26 protein-coding genes are annotated in these 26,465 nt (G+C 60.8%); 12 read left to right on the top strand and 14 right to left on the bottom strand.

Features of this window, described 5'->3' with window-relative positions; translation table 11 throughout:
- The first annotated feature begins 181 nt into the window (after positions 1 to 181).
- The 5 genes from B723_RS09735 to B723_RS09715 all read left to right on the top strand — a co-directional run bounded on the left by B723_RS09735 (position 182) and on the right by B723_RS09715 (position 3,686).
- Positions 182 to 1,675 (top strand): RNA polymerase factor sigma-54, encoded by a 1,494-nt coding sequence (locus tag B723_RS09735; RefSeq protein WP_017336540.1) that lies wholly within the window; start codon positions 182 to 184, stop codon positions 1,673 to 1,675.
- A 74-nt stretch (positions 1,676 to 1,749) separates the two neighbouring features.
- On the top strand, positions 1,750 to 2,058 hold the full coding sequence (gene hpf / locus B723_RS09730) for a ribosome hibernation-promoting factor, HPF/YfiA family (protein WP_007941242.1): 309 nt from the start codon (positions 1,750 to 1,752) through the stop codon (positions 2,056 to 2,058).
- A gap of 12 nt (positions 2,059 to 2,070) precedes the next feature.
- The gene (gene ptsN, locus B723_RS09725) at positions 2,071 to 2,535 is read left to right on the top strand and encodes a PTS IIA-like nitrogen regulatory protein PtsN (RefSeq protein WP_017336539.1); all 465 of its coding nucleotides are present in this window, start codon (positions 2,071 to 2,073) and stop codon (positions 2,533 to 2,535) included.
- 2 nt (positions 2,536 to 2,537) lie between these two features.
- Positions 2,538 to 3,395 (top strand): RNase adapter RapZ, encoded by an 858-nt coding sequence (gene rapZ, locus B723_RS09720; protein WP_017336538.1) that lies wholly within the window; start codon positions 2,538 to 2,540, stop codon positions 3,393 to 3,395.
- Between the two features lie 15 nt (positions 3,396 to 3,410).
- Positions 3,411 to 3,686 carry an HPr family phosphocarrier protein gene (locus B723_RS09715; protein ID WP_017336537.1) on the top strand — a complete coding sequence of 92 codons (276 nt, stop codon included), beginning with the start codon at positions 3,411 to 3,413 and terminating at the stop codon, positions 3,684 to 3,686.
- Between the two features lie 76 nt (positions 3,687 to 3,762).
- Here B723_RS09715 and B723_RS09710 read toward each other — a convergent pair whose 3' ends face one another.
- The 6 genes from B723_RS09710 to pmbA all read right to left on the bottom strand — a co-directional run bounded on the left by B723_RS09710 (position 3,763) and on the right by pmbA (position 9,046).
- Positions 3,763 to 4,656 carry a ZIP family metal transporter gene (locus B723_RS09710; RefSeq protein ID WP_017336536.1) on the bottom strand — a complete coding sequence of 298 codons (894 nt, stop codon included), beginning with the start codon at positions 4,654 to 4,656 and terminating at the stop codon, positions 3,763 to 3,765.
- 30 nt (positions 4,657 to 4,686) lie between these two features.
- Complete coding sequence (locus tag B723_RS09705) at positions 4,687 to 5,298, bottom strand: superoxide dismutase (RefSeq protein WP_017336535.1); 612 nt, start codon at positions 5,296 to 5,298, stop codon at positions 4,687 to 4,689.
- 1 nt (position 5,299) lies between these two features.
- Entirely contained in the window at positions 5,300 to 5,731 is a 432-nt protein-coding gene (locus B723_RS09700; RefSeq protein ID WP_017336534.1) for a hypothetical protein, read from the bottom strand.
- A gap of 27 nt (positions 5,732 to 5,758) precedes the next feature.
- Complete coding sequence (locus B723_RS09695) at positions 5,759 to 7,135, bottom strand: class II fumarate hydratase (RefSeq protein WP_017336533.1); 1,377 nt, start codon at positions 7,133 to 7,135, stop codon at positions 5,759 to 5,761.
- Complete coding sequence (locus B723_RS09690) at positions 7,116 to 7,523, bottom strand: hypothetical protein (RefSeq protein WP_017336532.1); 408 nt, start codon at positions 7,521 to 7,523, stop codon at positions 7,116 to 7,118. Before B723_RS09690 ends, B723_RS09695 begins: the two co-directional genes overlap by 20 nt.
- A gap of 176 nt (positions 7,524 to 7,699) precedes the next feature.
- Entirely contained in the window at positions 7,700 to 9,046 is a 1,347-nt protein-coding gene (gene pmbA, locus B723_RS09685; RefSeq protein WP_017336531.1) for a metalloprotease PmbA, read from the bottom strand.
- 108 nt (positions 9,047 to 9,154) lie between these two features.
- Here pmbA and yjgA point away from each other — a divergent pair, with 108 nt between their 5' ends.
- A complete protein-coding gene (gene yjgA / locus B723_RS09680; RefSeq protein ID WP_007901505.1) occupies positions 9,155 to 9,679 on the top strand; it encodes a ribosome biogenesis factor YjgA in 525 nt (174 codons plus the stop codon).
- 48 nt (positions 9,680 to 9,727) lie between these two features.
- Here yjgA and tldD read toward each other — a convergent pair whose 3' ends face one another.
- The 8 genes from tldD to mreB form a co-directional block, all read right to left on the bottom strand.
- On the bottom strand, positions 9,728 to 11,170 hold the full coding sequence (gene tldD / locus B723_RS09675; RefSeq protein WP_017336530.1) for a metalloprotease TldD: 1,443 nt from the start codon (positions 11,168 to 11,170) through the stop codon (positions 9,728 to 9,730).
- 18 nt (positions 11,171 to 11,188) lie between these two features.
- Positions 11,189 to 12,037, bottom strand: coding sequence for a carbon-nitrogen hydrolase family protein (locus tag B723_RS09670; protein WP_017336529.1), 849 nt, complete (start codon positions 12,035 to 12,037; stop codon positions 11,189 to 11,191).
- 106 nt (positions 12,038 to 12,143) lie between these two features.
- Positions 12,144 to 15,947 carry a YhdP family protein gene (locus tag B723_RS09665; protein ID WP_017336528.1) on the bottom strand — a complete coding sequence of 1,268 codons (3,804 nt, stop codon included), beginning with the start codon at positions 15,945 to 15,947 and terminating at the stop codon, positions 12,144 to 12,146.
- 75 nt (positions 15,948 to 16,022) lie between these two features.
- A complete protein-coding gene (gene rng / locus B723_RS09660) occupies positions 16,023 to 17,480 on the bottom strand; it encodes a ribonuclease G (RefSeq protein ID WP_008008603.1) in 1,458 nt (485 codons plus the stop codon).
- Between the two features lie 57 nt (positions 17,481 to 17,537).
- Entirely contained in the window at positions 17,538 to 18,134 is a 597-nt protein-coding gene (locus B723_RS09655) for a Maf family protein (protein ID WP_017336527.1), read from the bottom strand.
- A 45-nt stretch (positions 18,135 to 18,179) separates the two neighbouring features.
- Positions 18,180 to 18,671, bottom strand: coding sequence for a rod shape-determining protein MreD (gene mreD, locus B723_RS09650; protein WP_017336526.1), 492 nt, complete (start codon positions 18,669 to 18,671; stop codon positions 18,180 to 18,182).
- Positions 18,671 to 19,831, bottom strand: coding sequence for a rod shape-determining protein MreC (mreC, locus tag B723_RS09645; protein WP_080995109.1), 1,161 nt, complete (start codon positions 19,829 to 19,831; stop codon positions 18,671 to 18,673). Before mreC ends, mreD begins: the two co-directional genes overlap by 1 nt.
- Positions 19,832 to 19,971: 140 nt before the next feature.
- Positions 19,972 to 21,009 carry a rod shape-determining protein MreB gene (gene mreB, locus B723_RS09640; RefSeq protein WP_002555108.1) on the bottom strand — a complete coding sequence of 346 codons (1,038 nt, stop codon included), beginning with the start codon at positions 21,007 to 21,009 and terminating at the stop codon, positions 19,972 to 19,974.
- Positions 21,010 to 21,220: 211 nt separating this feature from the next.
- Between mreB and gatC the strand changes: the two genes are divergently transcribed.
- The 6 genes from gatC (at position 21,221) to B723_RS09610 (ending at position 26,441) form a co-directional block, all read left to right on the top strand.
- Positions 21,221 to 21,508 (top strand): Asp-tRNA(Asn)/Glu-tRNA(Gln) amidotransferase subunit GatC, encoded by a 288-nt coding sequence (gene gatC, locus B723_RS09635; RefSeq protein WP_007941222.1) that lies wholly within the window; start codon positions 21,221 to 21,223, stop codon positions 21,506 to 21,508.
- 16 nt (positions 21,509 to 21,524) lie between these two features.
- Positions 21,525 to 22,976 (top strand): Asp-tRNA(Asn)/Glu-tRNA(Gln) amidotransferase subunit GatA, encoded by a 1,452-nt coding sequence (gene gatA / locus B723_RS09630; RefSeq protein ID WP_017336524.1) that lies wholly within the window; start codon positions 21,525 to 21,527, stop codon positions 22,974 to 22,976.
- 10 nt (positions 22,977 to 22,986) lie between these two features.
- On the top strand, positions 22,987 to 24,432 hold the full coding sequence (gene gatB, locus B723_RS09625) for an Asp-tRNA(Asn)/Glu-tRNA(Gln) amidotransferase subunit GatB (protein WP_017336523.1): 1,446 nt from the start codon (positions 22,987 to 22,989) through the stop codon (positions 24,430 to 24,432).
- Between the two features lie 148 nt (positions 24,433 to 24,580).
- Positions 24,581 to 24,952, top strand: a complete 372-nt coding sequence (locus tag B723_RS09620; protein WP_017336522.1) for a septal ring lytic transglycosylase RlpA family protein — start codon at positions 24,581 to 24,583, stop codon at positions 24,950 to 24,952.
- 50 nt (positions 24,953 to 25,002) lie between these two features.
- Positions 25,003 to 26,064: a calcium/sodium antiporter gene (locus tag B723_RS09615; RefSeq protein WP_017336521.1), complete on the top strand. Its 1,062-nt coding sequence runs from the start codon at positions 25,003 to 25,005 to the stop codon at positions 26,062 to 26,064.
- Positions 26,061 to 26,441, top strand: a complete 381-nt coding sequence (locus B723_RS09610) for a carboxymuconolactone decarboxylase family protein (protein ID WP_017336520.1) — start codon at positions 26,061 to 26,063, stop codon at positions 26,439 to 26,441. Before B723_RS09615 ends, B723_RS09610 begins: the two co-directional genes overlap by 4 nt.
- The last annotated feature ends 24 nt before the right edge of the window (positions 26,442 to 26,465 follow it).

The following is a 26,465-nucleotide window of genomic DNA, read 5'->3' as shown; positions in this document are numbered from 1 at the left end:
CAGGGCGTCTCTGGCTAGTCGCCGAGCGCTTGTCTCGATAAAAAATCAACAATTTTTTATTGTTACAGCGCTCTAGGCAAACGTTGCAGTTTCAGGCATATAATTTGCTTATGTTTGGCGCTCCGGCGCCCTGTAGTGGATGGCGCATGTGCGCCGGCGAATAAGGTGTTAAGCCCCTGCCATGAAACCATCGCTAGTCTTGAGAATGGGCCAGCAGCTGACGATGACACCGCAGCTGCAACAGGCCATCCGCCTGCTCCAATTGTCGACCCTGGACCTGCAACAGGAAATCCAGGAAGCCCTGGAGTCCAATCCGATGCTCGAACGCCAGGAAGAAGGCGACGACTTCGATAACGCCGACCCCTTGGCCGACAAAGCCGAACAGCAACCCAACGCCGATGTTTCAGAGCCCTCCTACCAGGAAACCGCCCCGACGGTGGACAACCTCGATGAGGGCGACTGGAACGAGCGCATTCCCAACGAACTGCCCGTCGACACCGCATGGGAAGATGTCTACCAGACCAGCGCCAGCAGCCTGCCGAGCAACGATGACGACGAGTGGGATTTCACCACCCGCACATCGGCCGGTGAAAGCCTGCAAAGCCATCTCTTGTGGCAATTGAACCTGGCGCCGATGTCCGACACCGATCGTCTGATCGCCGTGACCCTGATCGATTGCATCAACAACCAGGGCTACCTGGACGAAACCCTCGAGGAAATCCTCGAAGCTTTCGATCCGGAACTCGACATCGAACTGGACGAAATCGAAGCCGTCCTGCATCGCATCCAGCAATTCGAGCCGGCCGGCATCGGCGCCCGCAACCTTGGTGAATGCCTGCTGCTGCAATTGCGCCAGCTGCCCGCCAAGACGCCTTGGCTGGCCGAGGCCAAGCGCCTGGTCACCGACTATATCGACTTGCTCGGCAGCCGCGACTACAGCCAGCTGATGCGCCGCATGAAGCTGAAGGAAGACGAACTGCGCCAGGTCATCGAACTGGTACAGAGCCTCAACCCACGCCCTGGCTCGCAGATCGAGTCCAGTGAAGCCGAATACGTGGTCCCCGACGTGATCGTGCGCAAGGACAACGAGCGCTGGCTGGTAGAACTGAATCAGGAATCGGTACCGCGACTGCGGGTCAACGCTCAATACGCCGGTTTCGTGCGTCGCGCCGACACCAGCGCCGACAACACCTTCATGCGCAATCAGTTGCAAGAGGCCCGCTGGTTCATCAAGAGCCTGCAAAGCCGTAACGAAACCCTGATGAAAGTTGCCACCCAGATCGTCGAGCATCAACGCGGCTTTCTGGAATACGGCGACGAAGCGATGAAACCGCTGGTCCTGCATGACATCGCCGAAGCGGTGGGCATGCACGAATCGACGATTTCCCGGGTGACCACGCAAAAATTCATGCATACCCCTCGGGGCATATATGAGCTGAAATACTTTTTCTCCAGCCACGTCAGCACCTCCGAAGGCGGCGAATGCTCGTCCACGGCGATCCGCGCGATCATCAAAAAACTGGTTGCTGCGGAAAATCAGAAAAAGCCGTTGAGTGACAGCAAGATCGCTGGTTTACTGGAGGCACAAGGCATTCAGGTGGCTCGCCGCACCGTCGCCAAGTACCGCGAATCCCTCGGGATCGCGCCTTCGAGCGAACGCAAGCGGTTGATGTAGAGCCACGCCACAGCGTTCCAGTGGTAGATCATCTGATCTACCGCTTTATGCACTGGCAACGAAGGAGAAGCTGTATGCAAGTCAACATCAGTGGACACCAACTGGAAGTGACCGAACCTCTTCGCACCTACATCGGCGAAAAACTCGAACGATTAGAGCGGCATTTCGACAAGATCACCAACGTGCAAGTCACGATGACGGTCGAGAAGCTGAAGCAGAAAATCGAAGCCACGCTGCATATTCCCGGCAATGAAGTGGTCGCAAACGCGGAACATACCGACATGTACGCGGCGATCGACGCGCTGACCGACAAGCTGGATAAACAACTCAAAAAGCATAAGGAAAAGACCCAAAGCCTCCTCCAGGGCGCGACCGGTCGTTAACACTCCCAACCCATGATCCTACTTGAAAGCATCCTGACCCCCGGCCGTTCCCTCGTGAACGTGCCGGGCGGCAGCAAAAAGAAAGCCCTCGAGCAAATTGCCAACCTTATCCATAAAGAAGTGCTGGATCTGGAGATGCAAGATGTCTTCGAGGCTTTGATTGCCCGTGAAAAACTTGGCTCGACCGGTTTTGGTAACGGCATCGCTATCCCCCACTGCCGCCTGAAAGGCTGCACCTCGCCCATCAGTGCCTTGATGCACCTGGATGCCCCCATCGATTTCGACGCCATCGACGGCGCCCCGGTTGACCTGCTGTTCGTTCTGCTGGTCCCGGAAGCGGCTACCGATGCGCACCTTGAATTGCTCCGGCAGATCGCCAGCATGCTTGATCGCAAGGAAGTCCGTGATCGCCTGCGCAGCGCACCGAGCAATGAAGCCTTGTATCAGGTTGTCCTGGACGAGCAAAACAGGCACTAATCATGCGCTTGATCATCGTCAGTGGCCGTTCCGGCTCAGGTAAAAGCACCGCGCTCGATGTTCTCGAGGACAACGGCTATTACTGCATCGACAACCTGCCCGCCGGGTTGCTGCCGGAACTGGCCGAGCGTGCGTTGATTCACACAGAGCTGGCGCAGCCGCTGGTAGCCGTCTCCATCGATGCGCGCAACTTGCCGAGCCACCTGACCCGTTTTCCGGAATTGCTCGCAGAAGTCCGCAGCCGGCATATCCAATGCGACGTCCTGTACCTGGATGCCGACGAAGAAACCTTGCTCAAGCGTTTTTCGGAAACCCGCCGCCGTCACCCGCTGAGCAGCGCCAATCGCTCGCTGGCCGAGGCGATCAACGATGAAACCAACCTGCTCGGGCCGATTGCCGACCTCGCCGATCTCAAGGTCAATACCACCAACCTGAACCTTTATCAGCTGCGCGATACCATCAAATTGCGCCTGCTGAACCAACCGGAACCCGGCACTGCGTTCCTGGTGGAATCGTTCGGATTCAAGCGCGGCATGCCGGTGGACGCTGATCTGGTGTTCGACGTGCGCTGCCTGCCGAACCCTTATTGGAAGCCGGAGCTACGCGATCAGTCCGGGCTTGACCAGCCGGTTGCCGAGTACCTGGCGGCCCAGCCGGACGTCGAGGAGATGTTCCAGGACATTTCCACTTACCTGCTCAAATGGCTGCCCCGCTTTGCCGCCAGCAACCGTGCTTATGTCACCATTGCCATTGGCTGTACCGGCGGGCATCACCGCTCCGTGTACCTGACCGAACGTCTGGGCCAGGTCCTGCAAAAATCCCTGAAGAATGTCCAGGTCCGCCACCGCGACCTCAGCTAAAGGATTCACATCGCGATGCCTGCTCTGGAAATCGAAATCATCAACAAGCTGGGCCTGCATGCCCGTGCTTCTGCCAAATTCGTCGGCGTGGCCGGTCAGTTCAAGGATTGCACGATCCGGGTCGGACGCACGCCGGAATCCACGGTCGATGGCAAAAGCATCATGGCCATGATGATGCTCGCCGCTGGCAAGGGCACCAAGATCCATCTGAGCACGGAAGGCGAGCAAGAACAGGAAGCACTGGATGCACTGGTCGCGTTGATCAACAACTTCTTCGACGAAGGCGAATAAAAAGATCGCAGCCTTCGGCAGCTCCTACATGTGAATGCAATCTCATGCAGGAGCTGCCGAAGGCTGCGATCTTTTTTCAGGCGAGCGCGGTATCCATCACCATCATCAAACAAAACCCGATCAGCAACCCAAGGCTGGCCAGCTTGTCATGACCATGGCGGCGCGACTCGGGAATGACTTCATGCGTCACCACCAACAACATCGCCCCGGCCGCCAGTGCCAGGCCCAACGGCAAGAGCAACTCGGCCAGGGTCACCAGCCAGGCGCACAACAGCGCAAAGACCGGTTCGACCAATCCTGACGCCGCACCGATCAGGAACGCTTTGACCCGCGACATCCCTGCCCCGGCCAACACCAACGCAATCACCAACCCTTCCGGTACATCCTGCAACGCGATGCCCATGGCCAGGCTGTCGGCGTCGGGCATGCCGCCACCCGCCGAGACACCGACCGCCATGCCTTCAGGAATGTTGTGGGCAATGATGGCAAACACGAACAACCAGATCCGTGGCGGAATGACCGGCCGTTCCAGCGTGCCAACGAGTATTTCCGGCGATGCGCCAGACACCTTTCGATCCACCAGAAACAACCCGAACGCACCCAGCATGATGCCGAAGCTGATCAGGCCGCTCGCCGCCCAAGGCGTCAGCCCCAGGCTTTCAGCCGCAGCAATGCCCGGAACGATCAGCGAAAAAGCTGTCGCCGCGAGCATCACCCCGGCACCGAAGCCGAGCAGTGTATCGCTGACCGCCTGGGGCATGCGCCGAATCACCAGCACCGGTACCGCGCCCAGGGCCGTACCCAATGCGCAGATCGCACCGCCCTGTAAGGCCCGTAGCAGTTTCGGTTCAAGATTCAGCCACGCCAGGCCCTGGGCGACCAACAAGCTCATACCCGCCAGCAGTAACAGCGACCCCAATGCGTAACGAAACATCCGCCCACTTCCGATCGCCAGTGTTTCAGTGCCCATAGTCAGCCCAGGATTGTTTTTATAGAAGACTTAAACCAGTGCAGCCTGATAGCGCGCAGCGACTTCAGGCCAATTGATCACGTTATAAAACGCGTTGATGTATTCCGGGCGACGGTTTTGATATTGCAGGTAATAGGCGTGCTCCCAGACATCCAGGCCGAGGATGGGTGTATTGCCGTTCATCAACGGACTGTCCTGGTTACCGCTGCTTTCCACGACCAGGGTCTTTTGCGGGGTCACACTCAGCCAGGCCCAGCCGCTGCCGAAACGGGTCAGCGCGGCTTTGGTGAACGCTTCCTTGAAACGGTCGAGGCCGCCCAGTTGGTCGTCGATCGCCTTGGCCAGTTCACCGTCCGGCTGACCGCCGCCGTTGGGCACCATGACTTCCCAGAACAGCGAATGGTTGGCGTGACCACCACCCTGATTGATCACCGCTGCGCGGAGTTTTTCCGGCAGCTGTTGAACGGCAGCCACCAGTTTTTCCACCGGCCACTCGGCAAACTCGGTGCCTTCTACGGCGGCGTTCAGGTTCTTGATGTAGGTCTGGTGATGCTTGGTGTAGTGGATTTCCATGGTTTGCGCATCGATGTGCGGTTCCAGGGCATCGTAGGCGTACGGCAAGGCAGGCAAGCTAAAAGCCATTTCAATGGACTCCATGAGGTAGAGGCGCAGCGGGCGACGCAGCATCGGTGTGCAGCAAACGATGAGTACGCGGGTATTCGCCGTGCTCGCTGATGAAATTCAGCAGTTCGACGTAGGTTTTACTGCTCTGACGCAGCGCTGCTTCGCGCAATGCGGGCGCCAGCCGCGGGTCCTGCATGGTCTTCAATAGCCGCTGGTGGATGGCGCACAGGTATTCGGCGCTCTCCTCCGGCTGGTTCAGACGCAAATGCAGGTCCGCCAGGTTGTGGTGGGAAATCACGCAGGCCGCCACCGCTTCGTCGGCGTCCGCCCAGCGCTCGAACAACACCTGAGCCAGGGCCAATGCCTGCAGGTAAGCTTCGCGGGCATCCACCAGTTCGCCCAGCATGAAACAGCGGTTTGCCCTTTCGATCGTGCGTTTCCAGTGCTCCATGGTGAGCCTCCAAAGCGGTTGCGGTGATTACACGCCGCCTGCGGTGAGCTTTTCCGGATTGAGCAACTCTTCCAGTTGGCTACGTGTCAGGTCGGTGTGTTCCAGGGCGACATCGATCACCGGCCGGCCTTGCTGATAAGCCTTCTTGGCAATTTCAGCGGCGTTCTGGTAACCAATGATCGGGTTCAGTGCAGTGACCAGAATGGGGTTGCGCGACAGCGCTTCCTTGAGCCGGGCTTCGTTGACCTTGAAGCTGGCGATAGCCTTCTCACCCAGCAGGTGGCTGGCGTTGGCCAGCAACTCGATGCTGCTCAGCAGGTTCTGGGCAATGATCGGCAGCATCACGTTCAGCTCGAAGTTGCCCGACTGGCCAGCGATGGTGATGACCGTGTCATTGCCGATCACTTGGGCAGCGACCATGGCGGTGGCTTCCGGGATCACCGGATTGACCTTTCCGGGCATGATCGACGAGCCCGGCTGCAAGGCTTCGAGCTCGATTTCACCAAGACCGGCCAGCGGGCCGGAGTTCATCCAGCGCAGGTCGTTGGCGATTTTCATCAGCGAAACAGCGGTGGTTTTCAGTTGCCCGGAGAGCGCAACGGCAGTGTCCTGGGAGCCGATCAGTGCGAACAAATCGGGGCCCGGCGTGAATCGCACCTGAGTCAGTTGGGTCAACTGCTGGCTGAAAAGACCGGCGAACTCGGGATGCGCATTAATGCCGGTGCCCACCGCCGTGCCGCCCTGAGCCAGGGATTGCAGACTCGGCAGCAGATCCTGCAGATGACCGATGTTGGCCTTCAGCTGTTGCGCCCAACCGTTGAGCACCTGGCTCATGCGCACCGGCATTGCATCCATCAAGTGAGTGCGACCGGTTTTGACGTGGTGGTGAACCTCTTCAGCCTTGTGCTCGATGACCTGCACCAGGCGCACCAGCGCTGGCAGCAGTTGTTCATGCAACGCCAGCGTAGCGCTGACGTGGATGGTGGTCGGGATGATGTCGTTGCTGCTCTGGCCGCAATTGACGTGATCGTTGGGGTTCACCGGCTCGCCGAGCAGACGGCTGGCCAAGGTCGCGATCACTTCGTTGGCGTTCATGTTGGAACTGGTGCCGGAACCGGTCTGGAAAATATCCACCGGGAAGTGCTGCATGAAGTCGCCCTGCAACAAACCCAGTGCCGCGTCGACGATGGCTTTGCCCTGGGATTCGCTGATCTGCTTGAGTTCGACGTTGGCTTGGGCAGCGGCGGCCTTGGCCAGGATCAGTGCGCGGATGAACTGCACCGGCATCGGTTTACCGCTGATCGGGAAGTTCTCCACCGCACGCTGGGTCTGTGCGCCGTAAAGCGCATCCACCGGGACCTGAAGCTCGCCCATGCTGTCGCGCTCAATACGAGTCTTGTTCATCAGAAAATCCTTGTACCAGTTCTATGAGAGGAATCGAGGGCTGCAACTGGCAGGTCGCCAGTTGCCAGGTGTAGCTTTGCCAGCGCTTGAGGCGGCACTTGCAGAGGGAGAGGCGTTCGAGTTCGCGCAGCGGGCGCCATGCCTGATCCAGGCAATAGGTCCGCCAGTGCCAGGGCAGCGCAACATCGGCGGCGGTATCGAGCAGCACACGGAAAGACGTTTCGGCGATGGTCCAGGGAGAGGTCGCCGTGCAGCACGCCAGATACCGGCCTTCGGCCAGGTAATGTTCGATCAGGCGAGGCTCGTCGGGATCCATCGCGCAACGGATCTGGCGACTCATCCAGCGCCAGTTTTCGAGGTAGGGCTGTTCGTGCAAGGCAGCACTCATGATCCGGGCTCATTCGGTAATGAGATTTATTATTATATGATAATGAGAACCAAAACAAGGCCGGCCGCACACCGAGTTCATGGTGGGCTTGCCCGCGATGAGACCGTCTGCGTGAACCCAATAAAAAAAGGCGCGCCACCCAATGGGTGGCGCGCCTTTTTGCCTGGCGGTAAGCGTTAGCTACCGGCGACGGTCATCCGCTCGATCAATACCGACCCCGTGCGAATGTTGCTGCGCAATTCCAGGTCATTACCGACGGCGACTATTTGCTTGAACATTTCGCGCATGTTGCCGGCGATGGTGACTTCCTGGACCGCAAACTGGATTTCGCCGTTTTCGACCCAGTAACCCGCCGCGCCACGGGAATAATCGCCCGTGACCATGTTCAGGCCCTGGCCCATGAGCTCGGTGACCAGCAAGCCACGGCCCATCCGGCGCAGCAAGGCCGCTTGATCTTCATCGCCGTGAGTGACGAACAGGTTGTGCACGCCGCCGGCGTTGGCGGTGCTCGGCATGCCGAGTTTGCGACCGGAATAGGTGCCGAGAATGTAGGACACCAACTCGCCTTTTTCGACGAACGGTTTGGCGTAGGTTGCCAAGCCATCGCCGTCAAACGCCGAACTGCCCATGGCGCGCATCAAATGTGGACGTTCATCGATGGTCAGCCATTCCGGGAACAGCTTCTGACCCAGCGTCCCTTCAAGGAACGACGATTTACGATACAGGCTGCCGCCGGAAATCGCCGAGAGGAAACTGCCGAACAAACCACCCGCCAGCTCAGCGGAGAACAGCACCGGCACTTCACAGGTAGGCACCGGACGCGCGCCCAGACGGCTCGCTGCACGTTGCGCGGCACGCTGGCCGATGCTCGCAGGATCCATCAGCAAGTTGCCCTGGCGGTTCACGTCATACCAGTAATCGCGCTGCATCTGGCCATCGGCCTCGGCGATCATCACGCAGCTCAAGCTATGGCGAGTCGAGGCGTAACCGCCAATAAAACCGTGGCTATTGCCGTAAACACGGCAGCCCTGGTGAGTGCTGAGGGTGGTGCCGTCGGCGTTCTTGATCCGGCTGTCGGTGGCGAATGCTGCCGCCTCACAGCTCAAGGCCATCTCGATGGCTTGCTCCGGTGTGATGTCCCATTGGTGGAACAGATCGAAATCCTGCAGATCCTTGGCCATCAGTGCAGCGTCCGCCAGGCCGGCGGCTTCGTCTTCGGAGGTGTGTTTGGCGATGGCCAGCGCCGCAGCGACGGTTTCGCGAATCGCGTCAGGGCCACTGGCCGAGGTGCTGGCCGAGCCCTTGCGCTGGCCAACATACAAGGTGATGCCAAAGCCCTGATCCCGGTTGAATTCGACGGTTTCGACTTCGCGCTGGCGTACAGAGGTCGACAGGCCCTGCTCCAGGGACACCGCCACTTCACAGGCACTGGCGCCCTGGCGCTTGGCTTCAGCAATGATCTGCTCGACTTGTTCCTGCAGTGCCGGCAACGCTTGTGGGCCGACGCTTTCAACTGCACTCATGCTGTTCTCCACTCAAATTCTGCTTTCGGTAAAGGCCTTCGAGCGACCGGGCCGGACAAGCGGCCCCCGACTGGTTATCATGGCGGCGTTTCTTTGCGGACGGCCACCATGGTTGATTCTTACGACGACTCCCTCGATACGGGAGAAAAAAGCAAATCCCAGGTTAAACGCGAGCTGCATGCTCTGGTTGACCTCGGCGAGCGCCTTACAACGCTCAAGCCTGACTTGCTGGCAAAACTGCCCTTGACCGACGCTATGCGCCGGGCCCTGGCCGATGCGCCCAAGCACACCGCGAATATCGCGCGTAAACGGCACCTTATGTTCATCGGCAAACTGATGCGCGATCAGGACACTGACGCCATTCTGACTTTGCTCGATCAACTCGATGCCTCCACCCGGCAGTACAACGAACGTTTCCACGGGCTGGAACGCTGGCGCGATCGCTTGATCGCGGGCGACGATGCAGTCCTGGAGAAGTTCGTGCTCGACTACCCTGAGGCTGATCGTCAGCAGTTGCGCTCCCTGATCCGTCAGGCCCAGCACGAACTGGCGACCAACAAGCCACCAGCGTCGAGCCGTAAAATCTTCAAGTACATCCGTGAGCTCGACGAGACTCAACGCGGCCTGCGTTAAGTCCCGTCTCGGGTGAGTCGTTACGCGACTCACCCGACGCTCCATCCCTTACGATCCTGTGCCACCCACAGTGATCGCATCGATTTTCAGCGTTGGCTGGCCGACACCCACCGGCACCGACTGCCCGTCCTTGCCGCACGTGCCCACACCGCTGTCCAGCGACAGATCATTACCGACCATCGACACCTTGCTCATCGCCTCCGGGCCGTTGCCGATCAACGTCGCGCCTTTGACCGGGGCGGTAATCTTGCCGTCTTCGATCAGGTACGCCTCGCTGGTGGAGAACACGAATTTGCCGCTGGTGATGTCCACCTGACCGCCGCCGAGGTTGGCGCAGTAGATGCCGCGTTTCACCGAGGCAATGATTTCCGCCGGATCGCTTTCGCCCGCCAGCATGTAAGTGTTGGTCATGCGCGGCATCGGCAGGTGCGCGTAGGATTCGCGACGGCCGTTGCCTGTGCGGGCCACGCCCATCAGGCGCGCATTGAGCTTGTCCTGCATGTAGCCTTTGAGCACGCCGTTTTCGATCAGCGTGGTGCACTCGGTCGGCGTGCCTTCGTCGTCGACACTCAGCGAGCCACGGCGACCGGCCAGCGTGCCGTCATCGACGATGGTGCAGAGTTTTGACGCAACCATCTCACCCATACGCCCGCTGTAGGCGGAACTGCCCTTGCGGTTGAAATCACCTTCCAGACCGTGGCCGACCGCTTCGTGCAGCAGCACCCCGGACCAGCCCGACCCCAACACCACCGGCAACGTACCGGCCGGCGCCGGAATGGCTTCAAGGTTGACCAGCGCCTGACGCAGCGCCTCACGGGCGTAGCTCATGGCACGGTCTTCGGCGAGGAAGTACCGGTAATCGGTACGACCGCCGCCACCATGACCGCCACGCTCGCGGCGACCGTTCTGCTCAACGATCACGCTGACGTTGAAACGCACCAACGGCCGCACATCCGCCGCCAGGCTACCGTCGGTCGAAGCGACAAGAATGCGCTCCCAGACACCGGCCATGCTCACGGTCACTTGCTGGATACGCGGATCGAGGGCGCGCGTGGCGACGTCGATACGCTTGAGCAGCTCGACTTTCTCGGCGCGGGTCAGTACTTCCAACGGGTTATCCGGTCCGTACAGCTGGGCGACATCCTGAGTGGTGAACGCCTGCACCGTGCCATTCTGCCCGGCGCGGGAGATCGAACGAGCGGCACGCGCCGCCGCGCCCAGGGCTTCGAGGGTGATTGCATTGCTGTAGGCAAAACCGGTTTTCTCACCCGATTGCGCGCGCACGCCGACACCTTGATCAAGGTTGAAGCTGCCTTCCTTGACGATCCCGTCTTCCAGCGCCCACGACTCGGAAATCTGCCCCTGGAAATACAGGTCGGCGGCATCGATACCCGGGCCGGCCAGATCGCCGAGCACACCTTGCAGGCTCTCGATCGTTACGCCGCCGGGCGCCAGGAGGTGTTCACTGACTGAGGACAACAACTCGCTCATATGCTTTACGCCTTAAATTCATCGTTCTGAGGCAGGTCGCTGCGCGCCCTGCGAGAAAAAGCGCCGGTGACTGGACACCGGCATCCGCGCCCGGATGGACGCCTGTTCGCTGCTATCGCGTTCGGCCAGCAGCACGGCCTCGCCTTGGTCCTGTTGCGCGAGCACTCGCCCCCACGGGTCGATGATCGCAGCATGCCCGAAGGTCTCTCGCGGTCCCGGATGCGTTCCACCCTGGGCCGCCGCGAGCACATAACACTGGGTCTCGATGGCCCGCGCTCGAATCAGCACATCCCAATGCGCCGCGCCGGTCACGGCGGTAAAGGCTGACGGCGCGGTAATCAATTCCGCCCCGGCAGCGCGCAATTCGCTGTACAGCTCCGGGAAGCGCAGGTCGTAACACACCGTCAGGCCGACCCGACCGACGGGCGTGTCGGCGACCACCACGCCACTGCCATAAGCATAGTCATCGGATTCCCGATAACGCCCGCGGTTGTCCGCCACGTCCACGTCAAACAGGTGCAATTTGTCGTAGCGCGCCACCGTCTCGCCCTGATCATTGACCAGTAGCGAGCAGGCATGCACTTTCGCCGTCGGTTGATCCACCGGCGGCAACGGCAAGGTGCCGGCCACTATCCATAACTTGAGGTCGCGAGCGGTCTGTTTCAACCAGGGCAGGATCGGACCTTCGCCCGACGCCTCGGCGCGACCGATGTCAGCGATGTCACGGCGGCCCATGGCGGCGAAATTTTCCGGCAGCACAGCCAGCTTCGCGCCACCGGCTGCCGCTTGTTCGAGCAGCCGACGAGCCTGGGCCAGATTGGTCAGCACATCGCTCTGGCTGACCATTTGAATCACCGCTAACGACATGGCCTTACCCTTATCCGGAATCAACACATACCCGCAGGCGCTGCCGAAGGCTGCGCCTACAGGGGGCTAACGGCCATGCTACTCCATCGGTCCGAAGGATGGCTTTTCAAAAAGGTTTGTCGAAGGTGATTTTCGGCTCTTTCCACGGGCCTTTGACGGTGTATTTCACACTGGCGAAGCGCGCCACGCGGTCACCGATCAGCTTGTCGATCAGGAACAACGCGCCGCCGATGGCCGGTGCGCCGACGATCAGCGCGGCAATCGGCAGGTTGTTGGTCACCGGCAAGGTCACCAGCAGTTTCGCATCGACCTGATCACCCACCAGATCCAGCGTGCCATTGAGCTCGATATTGCTCGACGGGCCGGTCAACAGAATCGGCTCACGCGTCACGTAAACGCCGTTGGTCCCGACCAGCAGGCCTTTGACCCGGTCGTAACTCAAGCCTTTGCCAAACAGATCGGAGAAGTCCAGCCGCAAGCGCCGGCCGATGGAGTTGAAGTTGAGCAGGCCAAACACCCGCAACGCCTGAGCGCCGCCCTCGACTTCAACGAACTGGCCTTTGTTCAGCGACGCATCAAGCGTCCCGGAAAAACGCTTGGTAGCCAGCCAGGCCGGCGAACCGGGCCAGCGACCGTCGACATCCATATGAAATTCTTCACTTGTGACACTGGGCGCAAAGCCCCAGCCTTTCAGCACATCCGCAAGGTTCTTGCCACTGACCCGGCCCTTGTACCAGCTGCTGGATGCACCGGGCGCACCTTCCCAGCCACCGCTGCCCTGCAACAGAATGCCCTTGAGGCCCAGGTCCAGCGCATTAAGTGCGATGCCCTTGGCGGTCGGACGCACTTTCAGCGACCAGCCCCCCACCAGATCCTGCCCCTGGAACAGCTGATTGATGGTGATATCCAGCGCCGGGATTTTTGTCGGATCAACGCTGGCCAGTGGATCCGGCGAGTTTTCATCGGCCAGGACCGTCGGGTCCGGTGCCGGCAAACGCACGTATTGCAGATTGATTGCAATCGGCGCGCCTTTCGCGTCAGGGATAGCAGCGGTGCCCTTGACCTGTTTACTGTCGAGCTGCAAGGCCCACGCCGCCGGTTTACGGTTCAACTGCACCGAAGCCTGGTCGAGGGTGGTACCGATACCGCTGAGTTTGCCGACCTTGAAGTCCGCGCTGCTGAGCAGTTGCTTGGCGCTGCCGCCCGGGTCCTGACCGGCATACTTGTCCACCAGGTCTTTCCAAGGGCCGACATCCAGTTCCGACAACACGCCGCGCACCCGCAGGCCTTTGGCTCCGGGCAACACGGCTTCGCCGCCACCGAGGAACAATTCGCCGCGACCGTCGGCAAAGTTGCCGGGGGGGGCCGCGAACGTGAAACTCGCCAGCTCGCCGTACTTGACCCAGTAACGTCGCTCCTGGCCTTGCAGGGTCATGCGGAACATCGTGTCGCGTCCGACGTCGGCCGCCATGCCGAACGGCGCCGGCAAATCCACCGCCACGCCTTTGAGGTTCGAATTGACCAGCAACTGGCTGTCGGGGCCATCCAGGTTCAGTTGCAACTGATAAGGGATCAGGCCGGACACCGGCAACGGCTGGGTAACGCTCAACCAATCGGTGAGCTTCTTCACCTCGACCTGGCCCGAGGCGTTGACACGGGTCTTGATGTTGCCCGGGCTGCCGTCGGCGAAAATCTGCGCAGTGACCGGTTTGTCAAAGGCGCGAGCGGTGATGTTCTGCCCGCTCAACCCCTTGGTGCTGTCGAAGCGGAAATCGCCCTTCAATTGAGTCAGCTCAAGGGCCGGTTCGGCGAGTTTCAAGCGCGCCTTGGCGGTCTTGAAGTCGACGAGGATAGTGGGCTGCTCGCCTTTGGCCAGCGGAATATCCAGCTTCACCTTGCCCTTCAGATCGCCCTCGCCTTCCCATCCGGCGAAGGTGGCAGCGGTGCCGATCGGCGCTTCCTGGAGAATTTTCAGGCCATCGCCCAACCCGCCGGCGAAAGCGCCATCAAGCAGCAGGTGTGGGTTTTGCCCGGCGGATGCGTGGGGAATATTGACGTAGATGTCACTGACTTGTGTGTCCAGCAACTGGCCCTGGCTGGCCAGAATGCGTACGCCGCTGTCTTCGATGAACACATCGCCACTGACCTTGCTGACATGCGGCCAACCCGGCTGGAACGCCAGCTCGGCATCGTGAACCTTGAAGAACAGGCTGATGCTGCGAGCCGTGTCGGCGGCGCCATGATTCAGCGAGCCCTGATACTGGAAGAAGCCCTGGTCGACCGCACCCTTGAGAATCGCCGTGCGCAGCCATTCGTCCAGCGCCGGGCTGAGCACTTCCGGCAGGTACTTGGCGGTGTACTTGCCGTCGCCGTCCACCAGGCCGACCCGGAGGTCCATGTAGTCTTCCTGGGTATGGTCGAAATGCAGGCGGATCAGGAAGTCGCCGGCAATCTTGCCCTCCTCGCCCAGCACTTTCAGGTACGGCGCGATGAGGGTGAAGCCTTCTTTGTCGAGCTTCCAGGTCAGCCGGGCGTTGGCCTGAATGTATTGCCATGGCTTGGCGAAAATCGGGTCCAGGTGCAGGACAAAATCCTTGCTGTCCATGCGCAGTTCGCCGTGACCGAGGTCACCACTGATGCTGCCGCTGACATTTCGCGCCGCTGGCGCGCCGTGATAGGCGTCAAACCCCACCCGATCGAGGTTGGCGGCGAAACTGACCTTGCTGTCGTCGGTGGCGTTGGGCCGGAAGTCGACCAACACGTTGCGCAAACCACCGGTCACCTTGAGCCGCTCCACGGCGGTGGCGACGCCTTCAGGCAATGGCCCCAAGGCATTCAGCAGCGGTGTGAGTGGCGTGAGGTCGAGGCGGTCGGCTTGCAGATGCCAGAGTTCTTCGGTCTTGTCGGTGGCTTGGCTTTGTTTGAGTTGCAGGCGCGATTCCCAGCGGGTCTCGCCGATGTTCATGGACAGCGAGTCCACCGTCACCAGAATGCCTTCGGCACTGCGCTGGAAATAGCTGTTGAGCGCCAGGTTGTTGATCTGGACCGGCTTGCGCTCGGCGTAGGCACCCTTGATCTGCGGCGCGTTCAAGCGGATCGCAGCGCTTTGCAGCGCGCCTTTGCTCCAGTTGACCCAAAGCTCGCCACCGGCCTTGATCTCGGAAAAATTCCATTGTCGGGTCAGGCGCTCGGGTAGCCATTTCGACCAGTCACTTTGCGGCAGGCTAACGTAAGCATCCGCTTCGCCGTCCTGCCACTGGCTGGCGCGAATGCGAGTACGCAGGCTCATGGCCACTGGCTGACCGTCGGGCAGGGTCAGCCGCGCGTCGAGTCGCTGACGGTAGACGCCGGTTTTCAGGTTCAGGCCAACGTAGGTCAAGGTCAGTGGCGGGTGATCCAGCGGCTGCAAGGTGACCTGACTGTCGAGCACCGACAACTGCTGGACCATCTGCATGCGATTGAGCAACTGTTCCGGGTCCAGCGGCTGATCCTGTTGCACCGGCAGGCCTTCCAGCGCCCAATGACCGTCCTCGCCTTCCTTGAGGCTGATCTTCAAACCGTTGAGTTCAAGGTGGGCGATGCGCACTTCACGAGCCAGCAGGCTGGCCCAAAGATCCGGCACCGCACGTACCTGATCCAGGCGCAGGGTGTTGGCGCCCTCGCCGACCATCACATCGTGGGCCAGCAGAATCGGCGCGAAGCCGTGCCAGTTGCCTTCCAGTTCACCGATGTGCAGCGGCATGCCCAGGGCAGCGCCGGCTTTGGCTTCGACTTCGGCCCGATACTCGGCCACCAGCGGCGTCAGTTCGCGGCCGAGACTGACGTAAAGCGCCATCAGCACCAAAGCCAACGCGCACAGGCCCAGACCCCAGCGGGTCAGTGCGGCCAAAATGCGTGTCAGACGCTCCATGTCAGTTGGCTCCCATGGCAAAAACAGTGCAAAAAGCTGAGGCCAGCCGTTCTAGTGGGGATGAAACACAGCGATTCAGAGCAGCACCACGTCGTATTGTTCCTGGGAATACATGGTTTCCACCTGGAACCGAATGGTGCGCCCGATAAAACCTTCGAGCTCGGCGACGTTGCCCGACTCTTCATCCAGCAGGCGATCGACGACTTTCTGGTTCGCCAATACACGATAGCCCTCCGCCTGATAGGCGCGCGCCTCGCGGAGAATTTCGCGGAAGATTTCGTAGCAAACGGTTTCCGGCGTCTTGAGCTTGCCGCGCCCCTGGCAGCTGCTGCAGGGTTCGCACAACACCTGCTCGAGACTTTCGCGGGTGCGCTTGCGGGTCATCTGCACCAGGCCCAACTCGGTGATGCCGATGATGTTGGTCTTGGCGTGATCGCGTTCCAGTTGTTTCTCAAGCGTGCGCAGCACCTGACGCTGGTGCTCTTCGTCTTCCATGTCGATGAAGTCGATGATGATGATCCCGCCCAGGTTGCGCAGGCGCAGCTGGCGAGCGATGGCGGTCGCGGCTTCGAGGTTGGTCTTGAAGATGGTTTCTTCGAGATTGCGATGACCGACGAACGCCCCGGTATTGACGTCGATGGTGCTCATGGCTTCCGCCGGGTCCACCACCAGGTAACCGCCAGACTTCAGCGGGACTTTGCGTTCGAGGGCTTTCTGGATTTCGTCTTCGACGCCGTACAGGTCGAAAATCGGCCGCTCGCCCGGGTAATGCTCCAGACGATCGGCAATTTCCGGCATCAGTTCGGCGACGAACTGCGTGGTTTTCTGGAACGTTTCCCGGGAGTCGATGCGGATCTTCTCGATCTTCGGGCTCACCAGATCGCGCAAGGTCCGCAGCGCCAGGCCGAGGTCTTCGTAGATCACACTCGGCGCGCTGATGGTTTTGATCTGCTCGTTGATCTGATCCCAGAGCCTGCGCAGGTAGCGGATGTCCATGAGAATTTCATCGGCGCCCGCGCCTTCGGCGGCAGTCCGCAGGATGAAGCCGCCGGCCTCCTTGATGCCTTCTTTGGCCACGCAATCGGTGACCACTTGCTTGAGGCGTTCGCGCTCGGCCTCGTCTTCGATCTTCAGGGAAATACCGACATGCGCGGTGCGCGGCATGTACACCAGATAACGCGAAGGAATCGACAGTTGCGTGGTCAGGCGTGCGCCTTTGGAACCGATCGGGTCCTTGGTGACTTGCACCACCAGGCTCTGGCCTTCGTGAACCAGCGCGCTGATGCTCTCGACCGCAGGGCCTTCACGCAGGGAAATTTCCGAAGCATGAATGAACGCGGCGCGATCCAGGCCGATGTCGACGAAAGCCGCCTGCATCCCCGGCAATACCCGCACGACTTTGCCTTTATAAATGTTGCCGACGATCCCGCGTTTTTGCGTGCGCTCGACGTGGACCTCTTGCAGGACACCGTTTTCAACCACCGCCACGCGCGATTCCATCGGCGTGATGTTGATCAGGATCTCTTCACTCATGGCAGGGTCTCGTTCAGGCATGTTCACGATAATGGCCGCATCTTGTCAGTACGACGCTCAGCGCGCGTTAAGGGTTTGCCAACAGGGTATGCCGAAATGGCCGAGCAGCTCAGCGGTTTCGCACAGCGGCAGTCCGACCACCGCCGAGTAGCTGCCATTGAGCCCGGCGACAAACACCGCGCCCAGTCCTTGAATGCCATAGCCACCGGCCTTGTCCCGAGGTTCGCCGCTGGCCCAGTAGGCCGCCGCTTCATCGCGGCCGATGGGGCGAAAACGTACCAGGCTGCGCACAACCCGCGACTCGCAACGCTCACCGTCAAGCACGGCAATGGCGGTCAGCACTTCGTGCTCTTGCCCTGCCAACATCATAAGCATGGCGCACGCATCGGCTTCGTCCACCGGTTTGCCGAGAATTTTCCCGTTCAGCACCACGGCGGTGTCGGCGCCCAGTACGCAGAATGCGGCGTCGGACACGATTGCGCCGCGCCCGGCTTCAGCCTTGCCGCGCGCGAGGCGCTCGACATAGGCCGACGGCGATTCATGATTCAAAGGGGTTTCGTCGATGTCCGCGCTGATGGCGGAGAACGGCACGCCGATCTGCGTGAGCAGTTCACGCCGACGCGGCGAGCCTGAGGCGAGGTACAACCGTTTCATCAAGACATCTCCCTTGTCGAGGTGTGGGCAAATGCCTGAACCGAATTAGTTGATTTTGTAACGTCGACGCAGACCGCGCAAACCGAAGCTGATCCACGGCCAGAGCAATGCGCTGACCAATGCCGGCAAGACCAGTGCCAGCGTTGGCTGACGGTTGCCGGTCAGGGCGCTGAGCCATAGCTGAACGAGCTGCGCGAGCCCGAAGATCACCAGGATCACCAGGCTCTGTTGCCACATCGGAAACATCCGCAGCCGCTGTTGCAGCGACAGCACCAGGAAAGTGATAAGGGTCAGGATCAACGCGTTCTGGCCCAGCAACGTGCCGTAGAGCACATCTTCGGCCAGGCCCAGGCACCATGCGGTGACCATGCCGACTTTCTGCGGCAGGGCCAACGCCCAGAACGCCAGCAGCAAGGCGAGCCAGAGCGGACGGAGGATTTCCATGAATTGCGGCAGCGGCGAAACGCTGAGCAGCATGCCAATGGCGAATGTCAGCCAGACCATCCAGCCGTTTCGGGAGGCGGTAGCACCGACCATTATTCTCTTCCCCCAGGGGTGGCCGGCGCGGAGACAGGCGGTTTGGCAGCAGGCTTCACGACAGCGGGTTGCGTCGCCGGTGGCTTGGCAGCCGGCGTCGTCACGGGCGGCTTGGCGGCGGCGGGATGTGCGGCAGCGGGTTTGGCCGGGGTAGCGGCAGCAGGTTTGGCCGGGGTAGCCGTCGCAGGTGCAGCGGCGGGAACGGCCGGGACTGCAGTGGCAGCCGGGGCAATCACGCCGACAGGCTTGGGCACGGTCGCGGGAATGATTGGCCCGCCGCCCTGCGCATCCAGGCTTTCCTGGGCCTGAGCAGCATCGTTTGCGCGCTCTTCCGGCGTCCGGGTGTCGCTGAACACCAGCAGCAAGTAACGGCTGCGGTTCAGCGCAGCCGTCGGCACGGCGCGGACAATGGCGAACGGCTGGCCGGAATCGTGAATCACTTCCCTGACCGTCGCCACCGGGTAACCCGCCGGGAACCGCTGGCCAAGGCCGGAGCTGACCAGCAGATCGCCTTCCTTGATATCCGCCGTGTCGGCAACGTGACGCAACTCCAGGCGCTCAGGGTTGCCGGTGCCGCTGGCAATCGCCCGTAGACCGTTCCGGTTCACCTGCACCGGAATGCTGTGGGTGGTGTCGGTCAGCAGCAGCACACGGGAGGTGTATGGCATCAACTCGACCACCTGGCCCATCAGGCCGCGGGCATCGAGCACCGGCTGACCGAGGACCACACCGTCGCGCTCACCTTTATTGATGATGATGCGATGGGTGAACGGATTGGGGTCCATGCCGATCAACTCGGCAACTTCGACCTTCTCGTTGACCAGCGCGGAGGAATTGAGCAGCTCGCGCAGCCGAACGTTCTGCTCGGTGAGGGCGGCAAGCTTTTGCATGCGACCCTGCAGCAGCAGGTTTTCGGTTTTGAGTTTTTCGTTTTCGGCGACCAGTTCGGTACGGCTGCCAAACTGGCTGGCCACACCTTGCCATAGCCGCTGCGGCAGGTCGGTGATCCAGTAAGACTGCATCAGCACCAGCGACATCTGGCTACGCACTGGCTTGAGCAGTGTGAAGCGGGCATCGACCACCATCAGCGCGACCGATAGCACGACCAGCACCAACAAGCGCACGCCCAGTGAAGGCCCTTTGGTGAAAAGCGGTTTAATAAGCCGCTCCTCCCAGGCAAATGTTTTGTTTATTCATACGGCAGACCGGCCTGGATACAGACTGACAGAAGGTAAACGCAAACAGGCAGCACTGCAAAGTGCCGCCTGCGCGCTCAACAGCATAGATGCATCGGGCGAGATCACTCGCTCGACAGCAGGTCCATGGTGTGTTTATCCATCATTTCCAATGCACGGCCACCGCCGCGAGCAACGCAGGTCAGCGGGTCTTCGGCAACGATCACCGGCAGACCGGTTTCCTGGGCCAGCAACTTGTCGAGGTCGCGCAGCAAGGCGCCACCACCGGTCAGTACCAGGCCACGCTCGGCGATGTCGGAAGCCAGCTCCGGAGGCGATTGCTCCAGCGCACTTTTCACGGCCTGAACGATGGTGGCCAGCGACTCTTGCAGAGCTTCCAGCACTTCATTGGAGTTCAGGGTGAATGCACGTGGAACGCCTTCGGCCAGGTTACGGCCACGAACGTCGACTTCACGAACTTCGCCGCCCGGGTAGGCCGTACCGATTTCCTGTTTGATGCGCTCGGCGGTGGATTCGCCGATCAGGCTGCCGTAGTTGCGACGCACGTAGGTGATGATCGCTTCGTCGAAGCGGTCGCCGCCAACCCGTACGGATTCGGCATAAACCACACCGTTCAGGGAGATCAGTGCGATTTCGGTGGTACCCCCACCGATATCGACGACCATCGAGCCGCGGGCTTCTTCAACCGGCAGGCCGGCACCGATCGCAGCCGCCATCGGCTCTTCGATCAGGAACACTTCACGCGCGCCGGCACCAAGGGCCGATTCACGGATGGCTCGACGCTCAACCTGAGTGGATTTGCATGGAACGCAGATCAGCACACGAGGGCTAGGCTGCAGGAAGCTGTTTTCGTGAACCTTGTTGATAAAGTACTGCAGCATCTTTTCGCAGACGCTGAAATCGGCAATGACGCCGTCCTTCATCGGACGAATGGCCGCGATGTTGCCCGGCGTACGGCCGAGCATGCGCTTGGCCTCGGTGCCGACAGCAACGACACTTTTCTGGTTACCGTGTGTCCGAATAGCCACAACCGATGGCTCATTCAGGACGATGCCGCGCTCGCGCACGTAAATAAGGGTGTTGGCAGTGCCCAGGTCAATGGAAAGATCGCTGGAAAACATGCCACGCAGTTTCTTGAACATGGGAAAGGGACCCTAGGCAACGCGTGGGTAAAAAAGTGCGGCAAACTCTAACAACGACAGGGATTTTGGGCAAGGCGCCAATATGTTAAATTGGCCGCTTTTCTGTGCACCAACCCCCACAATCGCGGCCTTATGACCGTAGAAATGCGGTAGTGTTCCGACAATCTAACACACGGACGCCGTCCGTTCTGTTTTCCACTGGAGAATCGCAATGGCGCTTGAACGCTCCGACGTGGAAAAAATCGCTCATCTGGCCTGCCTTGGCCTCGATGATGCCGATCTTCCACATATTACTTCGGCCCTGAACAGCATTCTGGGGCTGGTCGACGAAATGCAGGCGGTCAATACCGACGGTATCGAGCCACTGGCCCACCCACTGGAAGCCAGCCAGCGCCTGCGTGCAGACGTCGTGACCGAGACCAATCATCGCGAGGCCTATCAGTCCATCGCACCAGCGGTCGAAAACGGCCTGTACCTGGTTCCGAAAGTCATCGACTAAAGGGAAAGAGCCTGCAATGCATCAATTGACTCTGGCCGAGATCGCCCGCGGACTCGCCGATAAAAAGTTTTCTTCCGAAGAGCTGACCAAAACCCTGCTGGCGCGTATCGCCCAGCTCGACCCTCAGCTCAACAGTTTCATCAGCCTCACCGAAGACCTGGCGCTCCAGCAGGCGAAAGCCGCTGACGCACGCCGGGCCAATGGTGAGAGCGGCGCCCTGCTCGGCGCGCCGATTGCCCATAAAGACCTGTTCTGCACCCAGGGCATCCGCACCAGCTGCGGTTCGAAGATGCTCGACAATTTCAAGGCCCCGTACGACGCCACGGTCGTTGCCAAGCTGGCCGCTGCCGGCGCAGTGACCCTGGGCAAGACCAACATGGACGAATTCGCCATGGGGTCGGCCAACGAGTCGAGCTATTACGGCCCGGTGAAAAACCCGTGGAACCTGGAATACGTTCCGGGCGGTTCGTCCGGCGGTTCCGCTGCGGCGGTCGCGGCGCGCCTGTTGCCGGCGGCTACCGGCACCGATACCGGCGGCTCGATCCGTCAGCCTGCTGCCCTGACCAACCTCACCGGCCTGAAACCGACGTACGGTCGCGTTTCGCGCTGGGGCATGATCGCCTACGCCTCCAGCCTCGATCAGGGCGGCCCGCTGGCCCGCACGGCCGAAGACTGCGCAATCCTGCTGCAAGGCATGGCCGGTTTCGATCCGCAGGATTCCACCAGCATCGACGAACCCGTGCCTGACTACAGCGCCAGCCTCAACGGTTCGCTGCAAGGCCTGCGCATCGGCGTGCCGAAGGAATACTTCAGCGCCGGCCTGGACCCGCGTATTGCCGACCTGGTCATGGCCAGTGTCGAAGAGCTGAAGAAGCTCGGCGCCGTGATCAAGGAAATCAGCCTGCCGAACATGCAGCACGCGATTCCTGCGTACTACGTGATCGCCCCGGCTGAAGCGTCTTCCAACCTGTCGCGTTTCGACGGCGTGCGTTTCGGCCATCGCTGCGAAGACCCGAAAAACCTGGAAGACCTGTACAAGCGTTCCCGTGGCGAAGGCTTCGGCGCTGAAGTACAGCGCCGGATCATGGTCGGTGCCTACGCGCTGTCCGCCGGTTACTACGACGCCTACTACCTGAAGGCACAGAAGATTCGTCGCTTGATCAAGAACGACTTCATGGCCGCCTTCAATGAGGTCGACATCATCCTCGGCCCGACCACGCCGAACCCGGCCTGGAAGCTCGGCGCCAAGAACAGCGACCCGGTCGCTGCGTACCTGGAAGACGTCTACACCATCACCGCCAACCTCGCCGGTCTGCCGGGCCTGTCCATGCCTGCAGGTTTTGTCGACGGTCTGCCGGTCGGCGTGCAACTGCTCGCCCCGTATTTCCAGGAAGGCCGTCTGTTGAACGTTGCCCACCAGTATCAGTTGAACACTGACTGGCACACCCGCACCCCAACCGGCTTCTGAGGAGAAACACATGCAATGGGAAGTCGTGATCGGGCTGGAGATTCATACCCAGCTCACCACCCGGTCGAAAATCTTTTCCGGTAGTTCCACCACCTTCGGTTCCGAGCCAAACACCCAGGCCAGCCTGGTTGACCTCGGCATGCCCGGCGTACTGCCGGTGCTGAACCAGGAAGCGGTGCGCATGGCGGTGATGTTCGGTTTGGCGATTGATGCCGAGATCGGCCAGCACAACGTGTTCGCCCGTAAAAACTATTTCTACCCGGACCTGCCGAAGGGCTACCAGATCAGCCAGATGGAGTTGCCGATTGTCGGCAAGGGCCACCTGGACATCGCCCTGGAAGACGGCACCGTCAAACGCGTCGGCATCACCCGCGCGCACCTGGAAGAAGACGCCGGTAAAAGCCTGCACGAAGAATTCAGCGGCGCCACCGGCATCGACCTGAACCGCGCCGGCACGCCGCTGCTGGAGATCGTCTCCGAACCGGACATGCGCAGCGCCAAGGAAGCCGTGGCCTACGTCAAGGCAATCCACGCGCTGGTGCGTTACCTGGGCATCTGCGACGGCAACATGGCCGAAGGCTCGCTGCGTTGCGACTGCAACGTGTCGATCCGTCCGAAAGGCCAGGTTGAGTTCGGCACCCGCTGCGAGATCAAGAACGTCAACTCGTTCCGCTTCATCGAGAAGGCGATCAACACCGAAGTACAGCGTCAGATCGAACTGATCGAAGACGGCGGCAAGGTGATCCAGCAGACTCGCCTGTACGATCCGAACAAGGACGAAACCCGTCCGATGCGCAGCAAAGAGGAAGCCAACGACTACCGTTACTTCCCCGATCCGGACCTGTTGCCGGTGGTCATCGAGGACTCGTTCCTCAATGAAGTGCGTGCGACATTGCCGGAACTGCCACCGCAGAAACGCGAGCGCTTCCAGGAGCAGTTCGGTCTGTCGGTCTACGACGCCAGCGTCCTGGCCACCAGCCGCGAGCAAGCCGACTACTTCGAGAAAGTCGCGAGCATCGGCGGCGACGCCAAACTGGCGGCCAACTGGGTCATGGTTGAACTGGGCAGCCTGTTGAACAAACAGGGCCTGGACATCGATCAGTCGCCGGTTTCGGCCGAGCAACTGGGCGGCATGCTGCTGCGCATCAAGGACAACACCATCTCCGGCAAGATCGCCAAAGTGGTGTTTGAAGCGATGGCCAACGGCGAAGGCAGCGCCGACGAGATCATCGACAAGCGCGGCCTCAAGCAGGTGACCGACACTGGCGCGATCTCGGCGGTGCTGGACGAAATGCTCGCGGCCAACGCCGAGCAGGTCGAGCAATACCGCGCGGCAGACGAAGCCAAACGCGGCAAGATGTTCGGCTTCTTCGTCGGCCAGGCCATGAAAGCCTCCAAAGGCAAGGCCAACCCGCAACAGGTCAACGAACTGCTGAAAAGCAAGCTCGAAGGCTGATGAGAATGGAGCCAGCCGTCAAATCTGGCTCCCCACCTTGTGGGAGCCAGCCTGCTGGCGATAGCGGTCTGACATTGAACATACCCGTGTCTGATACTCCGCGATCGCCAGCAGGCTGGCTCCCACATTTGTTTTCGGGAAACCTTGAATGAAGCGTCTGTTCAGCCTTTGCGCCCTGCTCTCTCTGCTCGCCGGTTGCGCCAGCACCGACGTCGTCGACCCACACGGTTACGACCAGACAGGCGTGGCGTCCTACTACGGCGCCAGACACCAGGGCAAACGCACCGCCAGTGGTGAACGTTTCGACAAGAATTCCCTGACCGCTGCCCATCGCCAACTACCCTTTGGTACACGGGTGAAGGTCACCAATCTGAAAAACGACAAGTCCTGCGTGGTGCGTATCAATGACCGCGGGCCACACACTCGCGGGCGCCTGATCGACTTGTCTCATGAAGCCGCCGAGCAACTGGGCATGCTCAAAAGCGGCACCGCGCGGGTTCGCGTGCAAGCCCTCGACTGACTGACGGAGCCCCGACCATTTTCGGACTTGCCGACATCCCCCTGCTCAGCATGATTGAACTGCTCAGCGGACTGGTACTGCTGATCGCCGGCGCCGAGCTGATGGTGCGCGCCGCGGTGCGCCTGGCCGCGCGACTGCATGTGCGACCGCTGATCATTGGCCTGACCATCGTCGCCCTGGGCAGCAGCGCGCCGCAGATGGCGGTCAGCCTGCAAGCCACCCTCGCGCAGAACGCCGACATTGCCGTCGGCAGTGTTATCGGCAGCGGTATCTTCAACATACTCGTCACCCTCGGGCTCTCGGCGCTGATCATCCCGCTGCGGGTCTCGCGGCAACTGGTGCGCCTGGATATTCCGTTGATGATCGGGGCCAGCCTGCTGGTGTTCGTTCTGGCGTGGAATGAAGAACTGACCCGCGTCGATGGCGTGCTGCTGCTGACGGCGCTGGCACTGTATCTGGGCTTGCTGCTGCGACAGTCGCGGCACTCGGTCCGTCCGCAATCGACAACGCATGACGCCCCGCAGGTGCCTTGGTTGAGCAGCCTGCTGATGATCATCGCCGGTCTTGCGATGCTGGTGTACGCCGGGCACTTGCTGTTAGGCGCCGCGGTGTCGGTCGCTACGGATCTGGGGCTGTCGGAAAGGATCATCGGCCTGACCATCGTCGCCGTCAGCACTTCGTTGCCGGAACTGGCGACCTCATTGATCGCGGCGTTGCGTGGTCAGCGCGACATCGCCGTCGGCAACGTGGTCGGCAGCAACCTGTTCAACCTGTTGGGCGTACTCGGCGTTACCGCACTGATTGCGCCGTCGCCGCTGTCGGTCTCGCCCAACGCGCTGGATTTCGACTTGCCGGTGATGCTCGGCGTCGCGGTGCTGTGCTTGCCGGTGTTCTATTCCGGCTACCGGGTAACCCGCGCCGAAGGTCTGCTGTTTCTGGGCTTGTACCTGGCCTACGGTCTGCACGTGGTGTCGTTCACCACCGGCATGCCGCTGGCCGGCAGGCTTGAACACCTGATGCTGTTTTTCGTCCTGCCGGCGCTGGTGGCGTTCTTGCTGTTCACGTCGCTGCGCGCCTGGCGTCGCCAACACCACAAGAAGGAATTGCCATGACCGACCATAAAAAGCCCGGCGTTGAAGTCCGCCGCCAAGTGATGGGCGACGCTTTCGTCGACCGCGCGCTGGGCAATGCCACCGAGTTCACCCAGCCGTTGCAGGATTTCGTCAATGAACACGCCTGGGGCAGTGTGTGGAATCGCGAAGGCTTGCCGTTGAAAACCCGCAGCCTGATCACCCTTGCCGCGTTGACCGCGCTGAAATGCCCGCAAGAGCTGAAAGGTCACGTGCGTGGCGCGCTGAACAACGGCTGCACCGTGGAAGAGATCCGTGAGGCGTTGCTGCACTGCGCGGTGTATGCGGGCGTGCCGGCGGCGATCGATGCGTTTCGGGCGGCGCAGGAAGTGATTGATAGCTACCAGAAGCCGGAATGAATATTCGAAGGTTGCGGTGAAAGA

Origin of the sequence: Pseudomonas fluorescens NCIMB 11764 (assembly GCF_000293885.2) — a bacterium.
In the GTDB taxonomy this organism is placed as follows: Bacteria; Pseudomonadota; Gammaproteobacteria; order Pseudomonadales; family Pseudomonadaceae; genus Aquipseudomonas; species Aquipseudomonas fluorescens_B.
This window is presented reverse-complemented; position numbering and strand designations above follow the sequence as displayed.